Here is an 18,584-nt window from a genome sequence, read left to right on the forward strand (position 1 = left end):
ATCCAAACTTGTTTGTTGTAGCTGTAAGTAAAGCTCTACCCCTACGCACCACTAATGGCGGCGCTTCAGGGAGTGCAGTGTCTGGACTACCAAATTGCTCAGAATGTCCCTGGTATTGAGATCAGCCCTTGGTGGCGAATAAAGTAGATGGAAATACTTTTTACTATTACAGCGACAGCAAAGTTTACCGCAGCACTGACCAAGGTGCATCCTTTAGCCTTTAGCATTGTCAACTCATCGATTCCCAATATTAGGAGTGACTACTATTCGTATGCGCTGAAAACAGTTCCAGATGCGAAAAATGAAGTCTGGCTCAGCTTAGACTAGGAAGGTTTATTCCACTCCACAGACGGTGGCAAAACGTTTGCTAAGCTGCCTTCAGTAGAAAAGGCGCATTTGTTTACTTTCGGGAAACCGCAGACCGGAAGGACAACTCCAGCGCTTTATTTGTATGGAAAAATTTCTGGTATGGGCGAGGGAATCTTCCGTTCTCTCGACAGAGGCAAAACTTGGATAAGCATTGGTTCTAGCCAAAATCCCATCCCTGGCGAGCCAAATGCGATGGAGGCGAGTTGGCAACAGTTTGGCTTGGTTTTCGTTGGTACCAATGGCAGGGGCATCTACTACGGAACTCCTGACGATTCCAAGGAGTAGGCTGCTTTATCTTCCGCGCCCGTACACGCAATTCGCCCCTGAATACTGGTTAAATTTACCCGAAAAGTACCAAGGCATTAGCCTTTAACAGAAGACGGTTCTTTCACGCTAGTAACACGTTCTGTTAAAGAATGATTTTGTAGTGCTGTTACTTGTGACAACACGTACGAGACGAGGGATTCAACCGTCATCAAGACTACCGAAAATGCCAATACTACGAAACCAGCAGCCGTGAAGAGAAACATGACGCTTGTAGAAATTAGTTTTTTGATAAAGGCGTTCATTTTGGTAAATAGTTTTGTTTACCCCTCTAGGATATGAAACACTACAGGGTCTTGACATCAGTGAATTTTTTGAATTTTTTGTAAAGAACTCCTTTATAAACCCGAAAACATACGGAGACGCTTTAAGTATATTTTTCTACAAATAAATTAAAGGATGTTTTTCTGATTTTGTCCTGAAAGCTAAGTTTTTTAACTGAATGCTGCTAGTAAATACGTAATTGAATGCAAATATGTGTGTCGCGCTTATAACACTGGTGAAGTGAGTGTTAATGGCTATTTTGTGTAAAAAAAATATAAAGATAATATAAAGACAAAAAATAGTAGGGGCGTACAGCTATTTGTGCGCCCCTATCACCTGGCAGGAAAATATTAAGTTATATTGACAATTTAGAAATGCAACAGCGCTCTTAAGCCTTGACCAGGTCTGATGGAACTGGAATTCGTTTGCCGTTTTCGTTGTCTAGTGGAGCAAGGGCGGTGAGTGTTCTGTACAACTCCAATGTTTCGCTAGTAATCTGGTTCCAGGTATAGTGTGCTTGCACATAACTCTGGGCGTTTTTAGCCATTACCGCCAATTCATTCTGGTGATTGATTGCCCATTCCAAGCTGCGGAGGCAAGAGTCTACATTTTTTACCTGGAAAAGCATCCCTCGGTTTTTGCCAATCAATTGCTGATGCACGGGAATGTCACTACCGAGTACGGGAACACCTTCCTGCATTGCTTCCAACATTGATAGAGGTAATCCCTCCAACTCAGAAGGAAGTACAAACAATCCCGCACCCCGAAGGATTTCTGCAAGACGGGGACCTCTAAGTTCACCTGTGAATATGATGTTCTTGTTATTCGCCGCCATCTCGGTGATCTCCGAGGTGAACTCATTGGTATCGCTGGTACCGCCCACCATGACGAGTTTCCATCCTTCTTGCTGAAGGTTTTGGAAGGCTTTGATGAGTAAGTCAGGGCACTTTTCCGGTACGAGTCTACCTAAAAATAGAATATAGCGTCCCTGTTCCAGACCTAGCGAAGTTCCATAGCTAAAAGTAGGGTCTGAATCACCCATATTTGAGGGTGCGTTAGGAATATAAATTGTCTCCTTACCGTAAGTTTCCTTAAAGTATGAGCGCAGTTCCTCTGAGACGACGATCATGCTATCAGAGAAGCGGACAGCAGCACGTTCGCCGCGACGGATTAGGTCGCTAGAAGCTTTGTTCCATTTGGCACGTTGCCAATCTAAGCCATGACAGGTAACAACAACTTTTGCCGAGGAAGCAATTTTGGGTAGCCAAGTAAAGAGGGCTGGTCCTAAAGCATGGAAGTGAACGATATCATAACGCTTCGCATTGCAAGCGATCGCTCCCAGCGCCGAACTCAACAGAGCATCCATTCCCTTGATATTCAAGCTGGGTATAGAAACAACCTTCACACCATGAACGTTATAGTGGCTGAGCGAAACATCTCCAGTGTATGAGGAACGGGCAAACAAATCCACTTCATGACCCTGTTCCACAACCCGTGAATAAATTTCTTCACAGTGGTGCTCGATACCACCCTGTTTAGCAGGCAACCCTTTTGCTCCAATTACGGCAATTTTCATGGCGAAACCCCGGTAAAAGTTTTTTGATTAATCTGGCTAGTAGACAAATTCCGCTGTTGCCAGCGGCTTAGCATATCGCTGTAGATATCACCCACGACAGTCTTGGCACTGTAAGGTTTGGCAGCTTTAACGCACGCCTCGATTGGATAGTCTCCACCGTTGTGCAGTACCTTCCGCAAGGCATCTGCAATTGCGGCTGGCGATCGCTCCTCGCACACCACTCCACTATCAGTAGTGAGTAGGTTTGGAGTTTCGCCGCATTGGGTTGTCACCACTGGCGTACCACTGGCAAGTGCTTCGAGAACGACCATCGGAAGACCTTCATAGGCGCTCGTTAGTACAAAAACACTACATACACGTTGCAACTGTGCAAGTTCTGCCTGGGCTAATGGTCCCAGCAGCGTTACCTGTCCGGACAATCCAAGGCGGGAAATCTCAGAACGTAGCTTATCCTTTAAGTCTCCATCGCCTGCTATGAGGAGGTGAACATTTGAATCGTTCAGGGCAGCAATGGAGCGGACTAGCAAGACGGGATCTTTCTGGGCGTGAAGGCGACCAGCAAATAGAATAAAGCGTGTATCTTCCGCTAAACCCATCTGCTGTGCAAGTGTGCGCCTACCTTTCTCTCGTTCATCTAAGGTCAATGGGTAGCAGATTTCGTTATCTACTGTGTTTTTGACGTAGGAAATGCGCTCTGCTATCTCTGGGTAATGCTGCTGGTAATGTTGCACCGATTCAGTATTACACGACAAGATTTGAGAAAACTGACTTACAAGATAGCGTTCGATAGCAAAATATGCTGCTGGAAAACGTTGCCACAGAATCGCATTTTTTTTGTCCGCAGAATTAATTTGCTTTTGAATATCGTTGTGAATAAAGAGAGTCTTTTCTCCTGACCAGTTGCGAGTAAAAAGTGTGGGTTCCAGCCTGTGAAAGTGCATGAAATCCGAACTCAAATTCCGACCCAAAAGGGCAGCCGTATATTTAATAGTGGTTGGTACTAATTTTTTAAAGTTATCGTTTTCTATAAAAAACAAGGGCATAAAGCGGATCTCTCTGCCTGCCAACTGGGCGTCTCTCCATACTCCTATGGGTTGCGATGGATCGTTCTCCGTGCCTACCAGCCGGATTTCAAATTCGCTAGGAGCGTATTTAACAAAAGTGCGTATGACTGTTTGTATACCCCCGATGCTAATGCTACTCGGATTGAACTGGTAGAAGATAGTCAAAACAGGTTTACGCATAACAATACCTATATATAGCTAGGTGTATTGGTTGTTTTTTTGTTGTGGCAAAGATTAATTAAGCAGTCTGTCAGTAGATTTATTTCAGCATGATTGCTTAGCTGACTTGAGAGTCTGAGATTCTCTTCCTCATAATTGCTTAGATTACTGTAAAACCCTACTTAAGTAAATTGAATTTGCCAGATTTTACAGAAAGTTCTCAAATTTCCTACTTGACTTCATGGCAACTTTATAATGAGGTTCAAGACGCTATGAAGGCAAAAAATGGCTCAATTTTAACACTGCCCAATAATTTCTCCCAAACCCGAAAAACCCTGACCCAGCCATTCCTAAGCTTTTCCCAAATCTAATACCACCCTAGAAGAGAACTCGTTACTCCTACTACTACTATCAAAAGTAGTAGTTATCAAATACTCCTTATGGAAGATGCGGACTAAGTTTATACGTAAGATTACTTAGTTGTATGGATTGTACTTTGAAATTAACTTTCCGAAGGCTATTACTACTATCAAAAGTAGGAATTATGAATACTCCTTATGGAAGATGCGGACTAAGTTTATACGTAAGATTACTTAGTTGTATGAATTGTACTTTGAAATTAACTTTCCGAAGGCTATTACTACTATCAAAAGTAGGAATTATAAATACTCCCTATGGAAGATGCAAACTAAATTTATACGTAAGATTACGTATTTGTATGAATTGTACTTTGCAATTAACTTTCCGAAGGCTATTACTACTATCAAAAGTAGGAATTATGAATACTCCTTATGGAAGATGCGAACTGAGTTTATACATAAAGCCGCTTAATTGTATAAATTGTACTTGTGTACTTTACAATTAACTTTCCGAGGCATCGGATATAAACTGCTAATGAAGTCTGTATTTAAAAGTGTAATTTGACAGCCACTATGCAAAAGTACAATTTTATTTAATATTCTCTACTAGAAGATATTTCTTTGCCGATCCGCAGTAGCAGCCTGCAAGAGCGAATTTGCTTAGTTGTCCTATTGGTGAGGGGTATCAACGTAACGCATTTAAGCAAGTGTATATCAGCGGTCTTCTCTACATGGAAAGGGGACTCGCCTTTTTCCCATAACAAAATTCTCCTACCCCGAACACGGTTAGGAGAAGAGGATTCGCCATAAGCGTATAGAACGTCCTTACAACGGTACGCTTATGGTTCGAGCTAGAAGTAATCGATTAATGCTTGTTTAAGCGCGATCGCTATTTTTAGGAGCCTTCGCTGTCAGCATTTTTGGCGTACTGGCGTCTTCCTTGTAGTATGCCTTGGCATGGTGGAAATAACTATCAGGTTCGTTTTCCACAATCACACCATTGACAACCAAGCCCAAGACCTTCTGACCTGACTGTACCAAAAATTGCTTACAAGCAGCAGCGCTGACAGTATCAACCACGCCTGGGCGAACTACCAATAACATACCATCAGTCATCTTGCCTACTGCCAGAGCATCTGCCACCAGAACAATTGGAGGCGTATCAAGGATTATAAAATCGTAGTCTTTAGAAAAATTGTCAATTAATCCAGCCATCCGCTTTGAGTCAACAAGAGCCAATGGATTAGGAGGAATTACCCCGGAAGGAAGCACATCCAGGTTATCCATCACTTCGCGCACAGCCATCTCAAACTCAGCTTGATTAACGATGACATCGCTCAGACCAATTGCATTAGTCAAGTCCCAAATATGATGCTGCATGGGATGGTGCAGATCCGCATCTATTAATAAAACTCGTCTTCCTAGTTGAGCCATAGCGATAGCCAAGTTGGCACAAACTGTAGACTTGCCTTCTTTAGAAACAGAACTTGTCACCGCAATGACTTTCAGCTCTTGATCTGGACTGAGAAACTTCAAGTTTGCCTGAAGCATACGGTAAGCTTCACTGATAACCGAATGTGGATTATCTCTAACAGGAAGCTGCGGAAGAATTCTTTCTAGTTTCTTACTGCGAAAAGTAACTTTTTTCTTCAAAGAAGGAATCATTCCCAGGACAGTATATTTAAATAACTCCCGCACCTCCTTGGCGGTTTTGATGGTTGGATCTTTCAGGTCTACAAGGAAAGCAGTAATTACATAAAGTAGACTGCCTGCAACAATTCCGGCAGCTATGATTATTAGCTTGCGAGTACCTACGGGCTTTTCTGGAACTGTAGCGGCAGAAATTAAACTAGCGTTGCCTACATTTTGATTTTCCGCAATCTGTACCTCTTGAAGATTTTTCAAAAGAATTTGGTAGGTAGATTGCGCGGCTTCTACTTGCCGTTGTAAATCCCGCTGACCCTGTTGCAATCTAGGTAAAATGTTCGCTCTTTGTTTGTACGCCTCCTGAGCGCGAGATAAAAAAGTCACTTGATTAGCCAAACCTAAGCGTTGCACTTCTGCGTTGACTAATTCTGCGGTCAGTTTTTGTTCAAGTTCCCCAATTTGTAAATTTGCTTCGGATACTTGTTGGTTGGTGCCAACAATCTCTCCTACCCGTTCCTGTAGTAAAGCTTTTAATGCCGCTTGTTTGCTTTCGAGATTAATTATTTTGGGGTTTTCATCCTGAAACCGGGTGCGCTCAACTGTCAACTCGCCTTCAATTTTTTGGAGTTCTATCAGCACTTGCTGAACTGCGGGAGATTGGCTGAGCGAGTTTAGAGCCATAGCCCGCTGTGAATTCAGTCCTATCTTACTTTGGAAGGCGGCGACTCTAGCAGTTGCATCTTCAAGTTCAGCTTGAGTTTGCGCTTTTTTGCTGTCTAGCTCTGCGATCGCTTTTACGGCTGAGCTTCCTTCTTCTTCTAGAGCTACAATGTTATTCTGTTCTTTGAAACTACGCAAAGCGGCTTCTGCTTGACGAACAGTGGCTTCAGTCTTCGGTAGCTGCTTACTAATAAATTCGCGAGCCGCCGCTGCTTGAGCGCGGTTATTAAGTACATTCTTCTCGCGATACAAATCCATCAGTTTGTTGACTATCTTTGCAGCTTCCTGGGGATCTTTGCCTTTAACGGATATCTGCAAAACATCGGTTCCTTTGATCCCTTTTACCGTAAGCTGTTTTAGGAAATCAGCAGGTTTTAGGGGATCTCCCTTTTTGTCTTTTAGGTTTAGAGAATTTATCGTCTCTTGTATCAGAGGCTCAGAACGGACTATCTCGGCTTCTGTATCCAGAGGAGTATTCAAGACATTGAGCGGTTCCAACTGTCCGATTTTTGCTCCCGCCTCTGTGACTAAAGCAGAAGTCGTATTTTGCTTCTTAAACAAAAGCCTCCCTTCGGCTTCGTAGGTAGGCTTTTTTAAGAACGCAAATGCGGCGGCGAGTGCAACTGTAAATATAAAGACGGTACTGGCGGGTAGCCAACGCCGTTTGAGGATAAGCCAGTATTTTTTAAAATCTATATCTTCTGTGTATTGTCTAGTTTCCATAAGAGGCTCGTGTAGGAGAGTGGTAATAAGGTTGTTTTGGAGGCAGGTGTATTAGCCGCTCCCAGAAGCGAGTCCTTGCAGTGTAGACTATTTCCTCGCTTATCGAGAGGCAGCATCTGGTAGTTCTTACTCAGCCGACAATTGTATCCTAACAAGGCTAGTAAAAGTTGGAGTGATAAAAAAAACTGTTAATCAATGAAAGGATGAGCTTAAAGCTGTATGCAGTAGCATTCGGCTGGTAGCTCTAGATAAGAGGGATTAACAAAAGCGGGCTGCGAAATTTTTTGATGCTGACGGACAACCGGACTATGGCAAAGAGTAGAAGTGCGATCGCTTTGGATGAAAGCACCTTAAGCTTACACCTTAAAGCAGAATTAACTGCGCGATCGCTATAGAATGACTCAAACAATTGAGTCGGAAATATTTTAGGTCCTATCGGAGGCAGTTTTGGGACGATTGCCGGAGTGACTGGAAGATTAATTTGGCACAAATATCTGGGAACATATTTCTGCTTTGTGCGATCGCCCTCAAAATCCTGAGATATCTGTATAAACATCCGATTATTCTTTAGCCAAAGAGATTACCACCAGCCTGAACAAATCGGATGATTGCCAGGATTCACGGCATGAATATCCTTGGTGTGTGAAGAAACCGTCCCCGCTCCTGAAGATAAATCTCTTACCTTAAAGCTTTCAACCTGTTTGACAGGTTGAAAGCCTTTGCCTAAACTCCCTAAAAAAAGTTGCACGCGGCGTGAGCCAAATTGCCTGACTACGGCTTAATCAAATGTTGCTCAAACTTGCGATAGTTACCAATTAACCTTGCCCGCTCAAAAGGGGGATAGAACAAGATGGTTCCCAAAGGTAAACCAACTGCCAAAACAGCGCCCATCACCAAAGGATTTAGCAATCCAACTTGGAAGCCAACTCCTAAAGTCATGCCTAACGCCATTGCTAATAGCGACACCCCAATCGCGAGATTGGGACTAAATCCTCTTTTCAAACAACTAACTGCCAGACTCTGCGCCCCAAAACCAGCCATAAATACAGCAAAATCCACCGCTTCAAACCCAACCGCCGCCGAATTTGCCGCTCTAAATTGCTCGCCAAAACCCGTCACAAAAAAAGCGACAATTCCCGCAACCAACAAAGCTACAACCGTGTCTATACCCGCAAACTTAACTTTATACCTGGATAGAAGCTTAGCGACAAACACAGCCCCAGCCGCCGCCGTAGCCGCTGCTGCCACACCAAATGCAGCGACAAACAGCGTGATAAACCCAGCCATGACCACACCCATCGCCCCAACTTGGGCAATCGTTCCGCCCCAAGCGATTCCCTCAATCCAAGCCGCCGAGGCAGCAAGTGTCACCAGTAAAGCGAGCGCGATATAAGGTAGTTTTTTGTTCGCAATCGGAACCGGGGCAGTCTGAATCTTAACAGTAATATCGTGAGTTTCTGGCAGAGAATTTGTGTGTAATAACAGATGTCGCTCGTAGGTTTTATCTGCCATCAACCGGCTGGTATTCACATTGATTTTACACTTCGCCTGATTGTTCTCAAACTTAACGGAATCAAAAGAAATCCAAGTGTGAGTATCTGGTGTATGGGGGGGATCGCTTTCGTGGGGTGCCACTTCCCAATTTCCTTCCAGAAGGGTATCAGGAATCGAGTTCGTAACTGCGATTGTTTGAGTCACCCTTTCACCTAATTTTCTTGCCTTAAATTCTAGGATGGGTTTACTCAGCTTCGCTTCGGGTACGCGAATCACATAGATAGGCTTGAGAGCTTCCAAGGCGATCGCTGCGTTAGGATAGCGGTCTTTTGGTTTGATTTCCACCATCTTTTGCAACCAGTCAATCCACCGCAGACTGAGCTTGGGAACGAGATGCTTGAAATTAATTCGATAATCATCATCAATTAACTGGCTAATCTCAGAAGATTTGATGCCAGTTAATAAGCAAATTAGCGTTGCTCCCAAACTATATAAATCTGAGGCTTCAGTAAGCTGCCGATGGAATAATTGTTCGGGCGGCATGAACCCTAAAGTTCCTTTTGCCACGCTGTTCATCGTTACTTCCCCATCCCCAATTCGAGCCAGACCAAAATCAACTAAAAAAACATTGATGTTTCCATCAACCAAGATATTTTCGGGTTTAATATCTCGATGGATAACAGTGGGAATGCGATTTTGCAGATAAACGAGAATTTCTAATAAAGAAACCGCAATTTTCTTGATTTCATCAGGGTCGAAGCTACGGGGCACGGCTAAAGACGGTGCCTGTTTATACTCCTGAACCATACAAAAGCCATCGGAGGTCTGGAAGGAATCCAGGTAGCGGGGGATTCCGGGATGATTCAGCCCCTGTAACACTTGAATTTCGCGCTGGTAGGCGTCGTAGTCTGACCAGGTGGCGTTGATTTTAGCAAACTGAAACCGTTTAATGACGGCGGGTTGCCGTGTTTTCAGGTTGAGCGCCAGGTAGGTTACTCGACCACCGGCGCGGTTGTGTCCTAATTCTCGGACGACCTGATAACCGTGGCTGGATAAGTCTGGAAAGTTGCTCATGTGTGAGAGAACGAACGCAGGTTGAATGATTCTATGCAACCGCTACGCGAGCAGTTGCAGTTAGCGGGAGCAGCTAGAGCGAGTAGCCGCTAACTTGCGGCATACGCCAGAGCGAGTAGCCGCTAACTTGCGGCATACGCCAAAGCGATCGCGCAATCCGAACAAACCAGGGATGGCAGATAAAGGAAGTGGGTGTACGCCTTTTTTGAGACTTCATCTTTCCCCTTTTCCCAGTTGTCCCTTCTCATCCTAGTTCACCAGCTTAGGAGTAGGAATTTCTGTTTTCGCTGTGAAAGTTCATAAAAATAAAGTGAGTGAGCTACACCTAGTTAAGAACTTGATATCTAAGGATCGTAATTATGACACAGCTATCAGAAGCGAATGTGGCGATTTCTAAGGAAGTTAATAATTCGAGAGGTTCCGATTGTTTAGGTTGGGAGTGTCTAGGCTGATTGTTGCGATCGCCTTCTTCCTATGCGCTCTTAGCCGGGATCGTCGTCAGCGAATGCCACTTTTTGCAACGGCTCCTCGGAAGCATCCACGGTCTTAGCACTGGTTGCAACTTTGCAAACTCCAGATTCGTCACCATTATTGCCAACATCCCCGCTTGGATTGACCCGAATGGGCGATGAAGATTTGGTTCCAGTGTTTATACAGTGAAGTTAGCAACTGAAAAGTGATTTTAATTATGCGTCAGATCCTGGGCACTCTTTCTCTATTGGGGTTTCTACAATGTTTTCCAGCAGTTGTTTCTGCTCAAACACAACCTGCTTCAGACGCCCCATCTGACCCCATCGAACAGGTGATTGCTGCCAAATTAATGACTGCATATCCTGATGGACAGTTTCGTTCAGAACAATTCATCAGTCGTGCAGAACTTGCCTCAATTTTGGTCAAAACTTTTAAACTGGACAAACGAGCGGGTGCCACCAAACAAGAAGTTATTTCAGTTCAAGATGTACCTTCTTCCCACTGGGCATATAACGACATTCAGACAGTTTTAAAAACTGGCATTATGAAGGGATATCGGGGAGATATGTTCTTCCCCAACCAAAAAATCAATCGCGCTGAAGCTTTATCTATCTTTGCCCAAGCTCACGGTGTATTTCAGTTTCCGAATGACACCGTTGCTAAAATTCTTGCGAAGTATCCAGATTCCGGGAATATACCGGATTGGGCTAAAAAATCGATGGCAACTGCACTTTACGAGGGATTTGCTAATCCCGATGAACAAGGCAATCTGAATCCCCTAAATCCGATGACGAGAGGGGATATGGCTTACGCCTTGAGTAAATTTTTGGAGCGACAAGAAGCACCCGCACCGATGTTGGAAGAAGATTTACCTTCGCCAGCGAGCTTACCAATCCAATAAGTTCCGAAAAAGCCGTTTTCTTTGAGAAAACGGCTTTTTTGCTTTTGAAGAGCGCCAGAAGGCGGCTGGCTTGTTACACTCGATAAGTTTGGAGTGAAAAGTTTGGAGCGATCGCTAACCGATGAACGCCACGCCAAATAATCGAGATATGCGGCGAGATTTTGCCAGCCGCGACGATTTAATTACCTATCTCCGCGAACAATTCCCTACCGTCACCGAACGCGATGACGCGATCGCTACCACCGTAGGAGGACGTAAAGCCGCAGAAGCCTTCTTAAGTCAAGTAGATCCCGCCCGTTACGCCAAAACGCGCAATTCTTTTAGTGGCGCAGTCACGCGCCTTTCACCCTATCTCCGCTACGGCGTCTTGAGCTTGGCAGAAGTGCGGGATGCTGTGCTGGACAAAGTGGAAAACCGAGATGACGCACAAAAACTCATCAACGAACTCGGCTGGCGCGATTACTGGCAGCGTCTCTATGCCAAGCTGGGAAACGACATTTGGGAAGATCAAGAGCCTTACAAGACAGGCTACACAGCCAAAGACTATGCCGAAAAGTTACCGGAAGATGTTGACAAAAGTAGCACCGGCATGGTCTGTATTGACAGTTTTAGCCGCGACTTGCACTCCTCTGGCTACCTGCACAACCACGGGCGAATGTGGCTAGCTGCTTACCTAGTTCACTGGCGGCGGATTCGTTGGCAAGTCGGGGCAAGATGGTTTCTGCAACACTTACTGGATGGCGATCCAGCCAGCAATAATCTCTCCTGGCAGTGGGTTGCCAGCACCTTTAGCCAAAAGCCTTATTTCTTTAACCGGGAGAACTTAGAACGCTATACGGATGGCGTCTATTGCCGCCAATGCCCCCTGTACGGTCATTGTGACTTCGAGGGCAGCTACGATGAACTAGAGAAGCGATTGTTTCCTAAAGCTCAAAGCTTCGATCGAAGTGGCGGTAGCAAGAGTTTTCAGCGCGGGAAGAAGCGTCGGTAGTGCGTGAGTTTTGAGTGCGCGAGTTTTGAGTGCGTGAGTTTTGAGTGCGTGAGCCTTGAATTAATGAAACAGCCGATTATTTGGATGCATGGAGACTGTTTAAGTCTTGGAAATCCCGCATTGCAAGCATACCCTGAAAGCCCCGCGATATGGGTTTGGGACGATGCTTTGATTGAAGAGTGGCAGCTGAGTCTCAAGCGGATTACTTTTATTTATGAGTGTTTGCTAGAACTGCCAGTAACGATTCGACGCGGTGATGTCGCTGCTGAAGTTATCGCTTTTGCCAAGGAACACAGTGCCGATGGAATTGTTACAGCAGAAAGTCCTAGCCCCCGTTTTGACCTCATTTGCGACAACATTGAGGAATCGCTGCCTATCGAAGTGTTACCTGTTGAGCCATTTGTAAAATACGACGGATATATTGACCTTAAACGCTTTTCTCGCTACTGGCGCGTTGCCGAACGTTATGTTTTTGATTAGCACAGGGAGACTATTGTGAAGAATACAAGAACTCGGAGTTTGATCGCGATCGCCCTTGTCTCCTCAACTGGCACAGCAGCTTATTCGTGTCCGGCGAACAACCTCCAGGCATCATTACCCATTCAGCAGCAAGTCGGGGAAGTGGTGTCGCATTTGGTAGGAGTGATGGATACTTCCGCACAAGCGCAAGCCAAACCAAAAGCTCCAAATGTGAGAATGACGACCTGTAAAGTTAGTGTGGCGGATACTAAACAAAATCCCCAGGCAGTTTTTCTCTATCAAGAACAAGCCATGTCTGAGAATCTTGCTAAACCTTACCGGCAAAGATTCTTGAAAATTGCCCCCACTACCGATAATCAAAGCATTGAATCGCAATCCTTTAAACCCCCCTCACCAGAAGCTTTCATTGGGTTGTGCAGTCAGCCAGAAGCCAAGCGGGTTGTGAGATTGAGCGAAGTTGGGTCTGCCAAGTGTAGTGTATTCTTGAAACGCGATGGCGATCGCTACATTGGCGAGACACCAGAGGCGGGTTGTCCCAGCGACTACAAAGGCGCTGTCAAAGTAACAAACCGAATTGTCTTGCATTCTACGGGAATGGACACTTTAGATCGCGCTTTTGATGCCGCTGGTAATCAAGTTTGGGGTTCAAAAGGCGAACCTTATCAGTTTCGGTGGGTTAAGCCAAGCACGAGTCGCTGAATTTGCTAGCCATTTTTTGTGATATTCGTTGAACTCGCGATCGCTTCTTCATCCCTGCGGACGCACCACCCGAATTAATTTACCATTCAAGGTTTCTTCATTAGAAATCGCCTCATTAATGCGGGTAGCCATTCTCTGCCTATCTGCGTCATCTTTGCAGCAATAATTTTAGAATGCGATCGCTGCTGAGTTCAACGCCCATTGTCCTGGCAGCAGCAATGCACATTTCCTTACTTCGAGATTAAGCGGCAGCGGAGAGGTCAGCCACTACTGTTACCCGTCCTTTGAGTACAGAACGCAGCAGTCTGTTGACGCAACCTCTTTCTTCTTCATCCAAGGACTCATCCAGAGCGGCTGCCATCAGTCCATAACGGTCAGCCAGAGTCAGAATACCAGTTTCGCTGACAGAGGCTAGGATTTCAGAGATAGCACCGGGGAGCAGTTGGATTTGGGGAAGCATGGTTGTTGGGCGTCAACTCTACGATATTTAATATCTCACCCCTTTCCGTCCCGCCGAGCGATCGCTTCGATGAGTAACGTGTGAAAATTCTCAGCCTTTCGAGTGATCTGAATTACATAGGCACTCAACGCACAAGCGGCTCAAGCGCGATCGCATCCCTCAACCAGCTATGCGATCGCATTTTCTCAGCTTCTTTCCAAAAAAATAAAACCGATGGACAAACAAGAAAGCAACTTCACCGGCTGGACGCATATCAGCTATGAAAAAATACCGGAAAGCTCGAATAATTGGAATTTAACAGAATCAGATTATCGCATTTTCAAGAAAACTGCCTGGGTGGTAACTGAAAAAATTCACGGGGCGAATTTCTGTATAATCGCAGACGGCTCAGACGTTCGCTTTGCCAAGAGAAAAGAATTATTGCAGCCAGACGAAGACTTTTTTGGATATCAAACGCTTAGATATAAATTAGCCCAACAAGCCAAAGATATATTCAAAATTATCCAGTTGGAACGTCCGGAAACGTTTAGAGTTTCTGTGTATGGGGAATTGTTTGGCGGAGAATATCCCCATCCTGGCGTAGTTCCTGTTCCTAGTGTTCAGGCTGTCCAAACAGGAATCTATTATTCACCTAAAATTGAGTTTTGTGCTTTTGATATTGCTATTGAAGAAAATAATAGAACGGCAAAACGAGATTACATAGATTATGAGAAAGCGCTGAAATTATTTCAGCAAGTAGAAATGCAGGGTGCTAAACCGCTATTTACTGGAAAATACGAACAAGCGCTTGCACAGAAGATAGAGTTTGATTCTACCATTCCTGCCTTATTAGGTTTACCCAAATTGCCGTTTAGCAATCAGGCGGAAGGGATTGTCATTAAACCTGTAAGGTCGATCTATATAGATACTCCCAAGGGAAGAATTAGGCCGGTATTAAAGAGAAAAATTCCAAAATTTGCTGAAGAGAGCCGATTTCATCAGGCAGAGAAATGGAGTAACCAAAACTTAGCAACATCTCTTCACTATTTGAGTGATGAAAAATGGCTTCATGAGGTGATGCTTGCATTGATTACAGAAAATAGATTGATGAATACTCTATCAAAAGTAGGTCGGGTTTCTGGTAAAGACCCAAAAGCAATAGAGAAATTTTTTCAATTATTTGTAAATGATGTAATAGAAACATTTAACGAATCTTATGAAAGCATTTTTAAAAGCTTACCTGAGAAAAGTCAGCATATTTTAATCGAACAATTGGAGCAGGAATCAAAACAATTGATGAATAATTACTTCAAAAAATAATATTTAAGGACAGTTTTAGGGTCAGCGACCAACAAATACTCGATCTGAAACGAAGAGTGCGATCGCACTCTAGTCTTCAATGACTACCCTGGAATTAGAGTTCCCACCTTTTGACATGAAATCGATACGTTTCTTGCTGCTGCTGCTCATCCTGACTACAGCAGCCGCCTGTGGCTCAACTCAGGCATCCCTCGACCCCCAGACAACCCAACCAAGCCAACAACCGACAGAAACTCCGGCACAGCCGAACCAACAGCTTGCCCAAGCGACGCAGACTAATAACGTGGTGCGAACCGAACCCCTGACACCCCAACCGATTCGCATCACCCTCGATAACTTACCCAAACCCTACGCCAGCGACAGCGCCTCCAACTCGCCCAACGTGGTGCCCATCCCAGAAAACCCCACCCTGCGAGTCCCGGCTGGTTTCGTCGTCAACGTTTTTGCCGATGGATTAGATGCACCCCGTTGGCTGGCACTCACCCCGAACGGTGACGTGTTAGTCACCGAAACGCGACAAAACCAGATTCGCTTGCTGCGCGACACTAACGGCGATGGCGTCGCTGATGTCCGCCAAACCTTCGCCAGTTCCCAAAATGGGGTAAATATCCCCTTTGGCATGACTTTTGCGGGCGGATACTTCTTCCTCGGCAACACAGGCGAAGTCCGGCGGTATCCCTACACTCAAGGACAACAACAACTCACCGGAACCGGCGAAAAAATCGCTAACTTAACCCCCGGCGGCTACAACCAGCACTGGACGCGCAACGTCGTTGCCTCACCCGATGGGCAAAAGCTTTATGTCTCAGTTGGGTCGGCATCCAACGCTTCAGAAGAACCCATCCCCCGCGCTTCTGTACAGGTGATGAACCTAGACGGTTCCAACCAGCAAACTTTTGCTTCCGGTTTACGCAACCCAGTCGGACTCGACTTTCACCCCACCACTGGCGAACTTTATACCGCCGTGAACGAACGAGACGGACTGGGCGACGACCTGGTACCCGACTATCTAACCCGCATCCAACAGGGAGAATTCTATGGCTGGCCTTACGCCTACCTGGCACCAAATCTCCTTGACCCGCGTCATTTGGTCAACGGAAAGAGCAAACGTCCCGACCTGGTAGCGCAAACAAAGACGCCCGACGTTCTTTTCCAAGCCCATTCTGCTGCTTTGGGATTGCAGTTTTATGACGGCAATACCTTTCCAGAAAAATACCGCAATGGCGCTTTTGTTGCCTTTCGCGGTTCCTGGAACCGCAACCAAGGCACCGGCTACAAAATTGTCTTTGCCCCCTTCTCTAACGGGCGTCCTCAGGGCTACTATGAAGACTTTCTCACTGGGTTCCTGCTAGACCCCTCTGTTCCAACCACCTGGGGGCGTCCGGTGGGGTTACTCGTGCTACCCGATGGGAGTTTGCTGCTGACGGAAGAAGCCAATAACCGGATTTACCGCATCCAGTATCGTGGCTCTTAAGTAGTTGTTAATCGCGGCTCAAAGAACTGCCCCATGCGCCCAAAACTCGTTAATCAATTCGCTGTCCTTAAGCCCGCCTTCGCGGGCTTGGTTTGTTTAGCTGCGACTTCAGCCGTCGGAGTGTTAACGCTTGGCCTACCAACCCCAGCCCAAGCGGCAAACTCCAAAGACTTGCAGAAGTTACTGACGCTGAAAACTTGCCCTGGATGTGACCTAAAAGATGCCCAACTCAGGGGGATTAACCTCAGAAACGCCGACTTGAAGAATGCCCAGCTTGACGGTGCGGACTTGACGGCGGCTGACCTTTCGGGCGCTAAGCTAGAGGGTGCCCAGCTCAACGGTGCCAAACTAACTGCCGCTAATTTGGAAAAGGCGAACTTGAGACAGGCAAAATTGGCGGCTGCAAATAAAATTGTTGCTGATTTAACAGATGCTAAATTGCGGGGGGCAAACTTATATGCAGCGAACCTCACGGGCGCTAAGCTAGAGCGTGCCCAGCTAGCCCAAACTCAACTGAATTTTGCTCAGTTAGTCGGTGCAAATCTCGGACAAGCTAATTTGCTCGAAGCGAATCTTTCGGGTGCCAATTTAGGCGGGGCAAACCTAAAAGATGCTCAGATGCAAATTGTTAACTTAGCCGGTGCCAATCTTACAGGTGCCAAGTTGAATAATGCCCAGTTAGAGACTGCCAATATGGATAGTGTCAACTTGAGCAATGCTGATTTGAGTCAGGCTTCTTTGAATAATGCTGACTTGAATGGGGGAATTCTCACGGGTGCCAATCTGCAAAAAGGATCGCTGACAGCAGCGAATTTTCAAAGTGCTACGCTCACAAATGCCAATTTGACGGGTGCCAATTTGACGGGTGCTGGTTTCAATCGTGCCAATTTGACGGGTGCTAAATTCAACGATGCTGATTTAACCAATGCCAAATTGCCGCTTGCCAACCTCACCAACGCTAATTTAGCAGGTGCTAACCTCCAGGATGCTTATCTGGATAGTACCAATCTCAACGGTGCTAATCTCAGCGGTGTAAACTTGCGCGGGGCGAATTTGCGGTCTGCCAATTTAAGCGGTGCGTCGATGATGGGTACGAATCTAGAAAGTGCCAATCTGACGAATGCTATTTTGACAGGAGCCAATTTGAGTTACACCAATTTCAGCAGTGCCGATCTCCGGGGTGCCAATTTAGGAAATACTAATCTGAGTTATGCCAACTTGACTCAAACAGATTTGGGTCAAGCTAGCTTAGCGAATGCCAACCTGACGGGTGCCAACTGGAAGGATGCTAAGCTCAAAGGTGTCATTGGATTGTATGGATATTGAGCGATCGCATTCTATCCCCATTGACTCTTTTGTTCTGATTTTGTGCATTCTATAGCGCGATCGCGCATGGCTACCAAGAGGGTGTTTTGGCAGTTCAATCGATACTCATTTCCTCAGTTGGCTAGCCTCCCATGAAACCAGGAATCCTCGCTGTTGCCCTGTTGATGCCTGTCTGCTTTGCAGTGCCGGTCAAAGCAGAGAATCCAGAACACGTTCAGAGATTATTAATTTATAAAGAATGCCAATTTTGTGACTTGAGCAATGTGAACTTAACTGGGTATGACCTCAGCGGTGCCAACTTGAAGGGTGCCAATCTACTCAATGCCAATCTCACCAGTGTCGTGCTAGCTGGAGCCGATCTTACAGCAGCCACCTTGGAAAATGCGAATTTGAATAATGCGGTTCTTAATGGCGCGAACCTTAGCGGTACGAAGATGCGGTTTGCGAACTTGCAATATGCGAGTCTACAGGGAGTCAAAGCGAAGGAAGCATTTGACGTGACAGGTGCCGATCTCACCGGGACAATTATGCCTTCTGGTCTAGTTTACAAGCCGCTTGCTGAGGGTCAAAAGAAACCGGCACCTGAGACCGGGAAACCCCTCAACCAAGACCGAAGCGACCCGATAAACCCGTAAAATCAATAAGCTTTTTAGTATAATACCCACACAGTAGAGAGGGGAACCAGCTCCAAAGCCCTAATAGGAGTTGGA

Annotated in this window: 18 protein-coding genes; 11 read left to right on the forward strand and 7 right to left on the reverse strand. The window is 45.7% G+C overall.

Features of this window, described 5'->3' with window-relative positions; translation table 11 throughout:
- The first annotated feature begins 147 nt into the window (after positions 1 to 147).
- Both NC994_RS01005 and NC994_RS01010 read left to right on the forward strand, forming a co-directional pair.
- Positions 148 to 327: a hypothetical protein gene (locus NC994_RS01005; RefSeq protein WP_190436319.1), complete on the forward strand. Its 180-nt coding sequence runs from the start codon at positions 148 to 150 to the stop codon at positions 325 to 327.
- 141 nt (positions 328 to 468) lie between these two features.
- Positions 469 to 654 carry a hypothetical protein gene (locus tag NC994_RS01010; RefSeq protein WP_190411464.1) on the forward strand — a complete coding sequence of 62 codons (186 nt, stop codon included), beginning with the start codon at positions 469 to 471 and terminating at the stop codon, positions 652 to 654.
- Positions 655 to 1,345: 691 nt separating this feature from the next.
- Here NC994_RS01010 and NC994_RS01015 read toward each other — a convergent pair.
- The 6 genes from NC994_RS01015 to NC994_RS01040 form a co-directional block, all read right to left on the reverse strand.
- Entirely contained in the window at positions 1,346 to 2,533 is a 1,188-nt protein-coding gene (locus tag NC994_RS01015; RefSeq protein WP_190411463.1) for a glycosyltransferase family 4 protein, read from the reverse strand.
- Positions 2,530 to 3,777 (reverse strand): glycosyltransferase family 4 protein, encoded by a 1,248-nt coding sequence (locus NC994_RS01020; RefSeq protein WP_190430324.1) that lies wholly within the window; start codon positions 3,775 to 3,777, stop codon positions 2,530 to 2,532. Before NC994_RS01020 ends, NC994_RS01015 begins: the two co-directional genes overlap by 4 nt.
- 1,214 nt (positions 3,778 to 4,991) lie before the next feature.
- Positions 4,992 to 7,205, reverse strand: coding sequence for a polysaccharide biosynthesis tyrosine autokinase (locus NC994_RS01025; protein ID WP_190411461.1), 2,214 nt, complete (start codon positions 7,203 to 7,205; stop codon positions 4,992 to 4,994).
- Between the two features lie 580 nt (positions 7,206 to 7,785).
- Positions 7,786 to 7,953, reverse strand: coding sequence for a hypothetical protein (locus tag NC994_RS01030; RefSeq protein WP_190526880.1), 168 nt, complete (start codon positions 7,951 to 7,953; stop codon positions 7,786 to 7,788).
- Positions 7,954 to 7,976: 23 nt separating this feature from the next.
- Positions 7,977 to 9,773, reverse strand: coding sequence for a serine/threonine-protein kinase (locus NC994_RS01035; RefSeq protein ID WP_190436322.1), 1,797 nt, complete (start codon positions 9,771 to 9,773; stop codon positions 7,977 to 7,979).
- Positions 9,774 to 9,846: 73 nt separating this feature from the next.
- Positions 9,847 to 9,990, reverse strand: a complete 144-nt coding sequence (locus tag NC994_RS01040; protein ID WP_190436325.1) for a hypothetical protein — start codon at positions 9,988 to 9,990, stop codon at positions 9,847 to 9,849.
- A 238-nt stretch (positions 9,991 to 10,228) separates the two neighbouring features.
- On the opposite strand from NC994_RS01040, the gene NC994_RS01045 reads away from it, so the two are divergent.
- The 5 genes from NC994_RS01045 (at position 10,229) to NC994_RS01065 (ending at position 13,315) form a co-directional block, all read left to right on the forward strand.
- A complete protein-coding gene (locus tag NC994_RS01045) occupies positions 10,229 to 10,405 on the forward strand; it encodes a hypothetical protein (protein ID WP_190436328.1) in 177 nt (58 codons plus the stop codon).
- Between the two features lie 56 nt (positions 10,406 to 10,461).
- On the forward strand, positions 10,462 to 11,145 hold the full coding sequence (locus NC994_RS01050) for an S-layer homology domain-containing protein (RefSeq protein ID WP_190430327.1): 684 nt from the start codon (positions 10,462 to 10,464) through the stop codon (positions 11,143 to 11,145).
- Between the two features lie 148 nt (positions 11,146 to 11,293).
- A complete protein-coding gene (locus NC994_RS01055) occupies positions 11,294 to 12,136 on the forward strand; it encodes an FAD-binding domain-containing protein (RefSeq protein ID WP_190436622.1) in 843 nt (280 codons plus the stop codon).
- Between the two features lie 63 nt (positions 12,137 to 12,199).
- Entirely contained in the window at positions 12,200 to 12,616 is a 417-nt protein-coding gene (locus NC994_RS01060; protein ID WP_190436331.1) for a hypothetical protein, read from the forward strand.
- A 15-nt stretch (positions 12,617 to 12,631) separates the two neighbouring features.
- Positions 12,632 to 13,315: a chromophore lyase CpcT/CpeT gene (locus tag NC994_RS01065; protein WP_199299640.1), complete on the forward strand. Its 684-nt coding sequence runs from the start codon at positions 12,632 to 12,634 to the stop codon at positions 13,313 to 13,315.
- Positions 13,316 to 13,556: 241 nt separating this feature from the next.
- Here the strand turns inward: NC994_RS01065 and NC994_RS01070 are convergent, their stop codons facing one another.
- Positions 13,557 to 13,775 (reverse strand): hypothetical protein, encoded by a 219-nt coding sequence (locus tag NC994_RS01070; RefSeq protein WP_190411451.1) that lies wholly within the window; start codon positions 13,773 to 13,775, stop codon positions 13,557 to 13,559.
- Positions 13,776 to 13,988: 213 nt separating this feature from the next.
- Between NC994_RS01070 and NC994_RS01075 the strand changes: the two genes are divergently transcribed.
- The 4 genes from NC994_RS01075 to NC994_RS01090 all read left to right on the forward strand — a co-directional run bounded on the left by NC994_RS01075 (position 13,989) and on the right by NC994_RS01090 (position 18,509).
- Positions 13,989 to 15,074: an RNA ligase family protein gene (locus NC994_RS01075; protein WP_190436334.1), complete on the forward strand. Its 1,086-nt coding sequence runs from the start codon at positions 13,989 to 13,991 to the stop codon at positions 15,072 to 15,074.
- Between the two features lie 115 nt (positions 15,075 to 15,189).
- The gene (locus NC994_RS01080; RefSeq protein WP_190436336.1) at positions 15,190 to 16,548 is read left to right on the forward strand and encodes a sorbosone dehydrogenase family protein; all 1,359 of its coding nucleotides are present in this window, start codon (positions 15,190 to 15,192) and stop codon (positions 16,546 to 16,548) included.
- A gap of 33 nt (positions 16,549 to 16,581) precedes the next feature.
- Positions 16,582 to 17,874, forward strand: coding sequence for a pentapeptide repeat-containing protein (locus NC994_RS01085; protein WP_190436339.1), 1,293 nt, complete (start codon positions 16,582 to 16,584; stop codon positions 17,872 to 17,874).
- 131 nt (positions 17,875 to 18,005) lie between these two features.
- A complete protein-coding gene (locus NC994_RS01090; protein WP_190411447.1) occupies positions 18,006 to 18,509 on the forward strand; it encodes a pentapeptide repeat-containing protein in 504 nt (167 codons plus the stop codon).
- Positions 18,510 to 18,584 lie beyond the last annotated feature (75 nt).

This window comes from Trichocoleus sp. AS-A1 (genome assembly GCF_039962015.1).
Taxonomy (GTDB): domain Bacteria; phylum Cyanobacteriota; class Cyanobacteriia; order Cyanobacteriales; family FACHB-T130; genus FACHB-T130.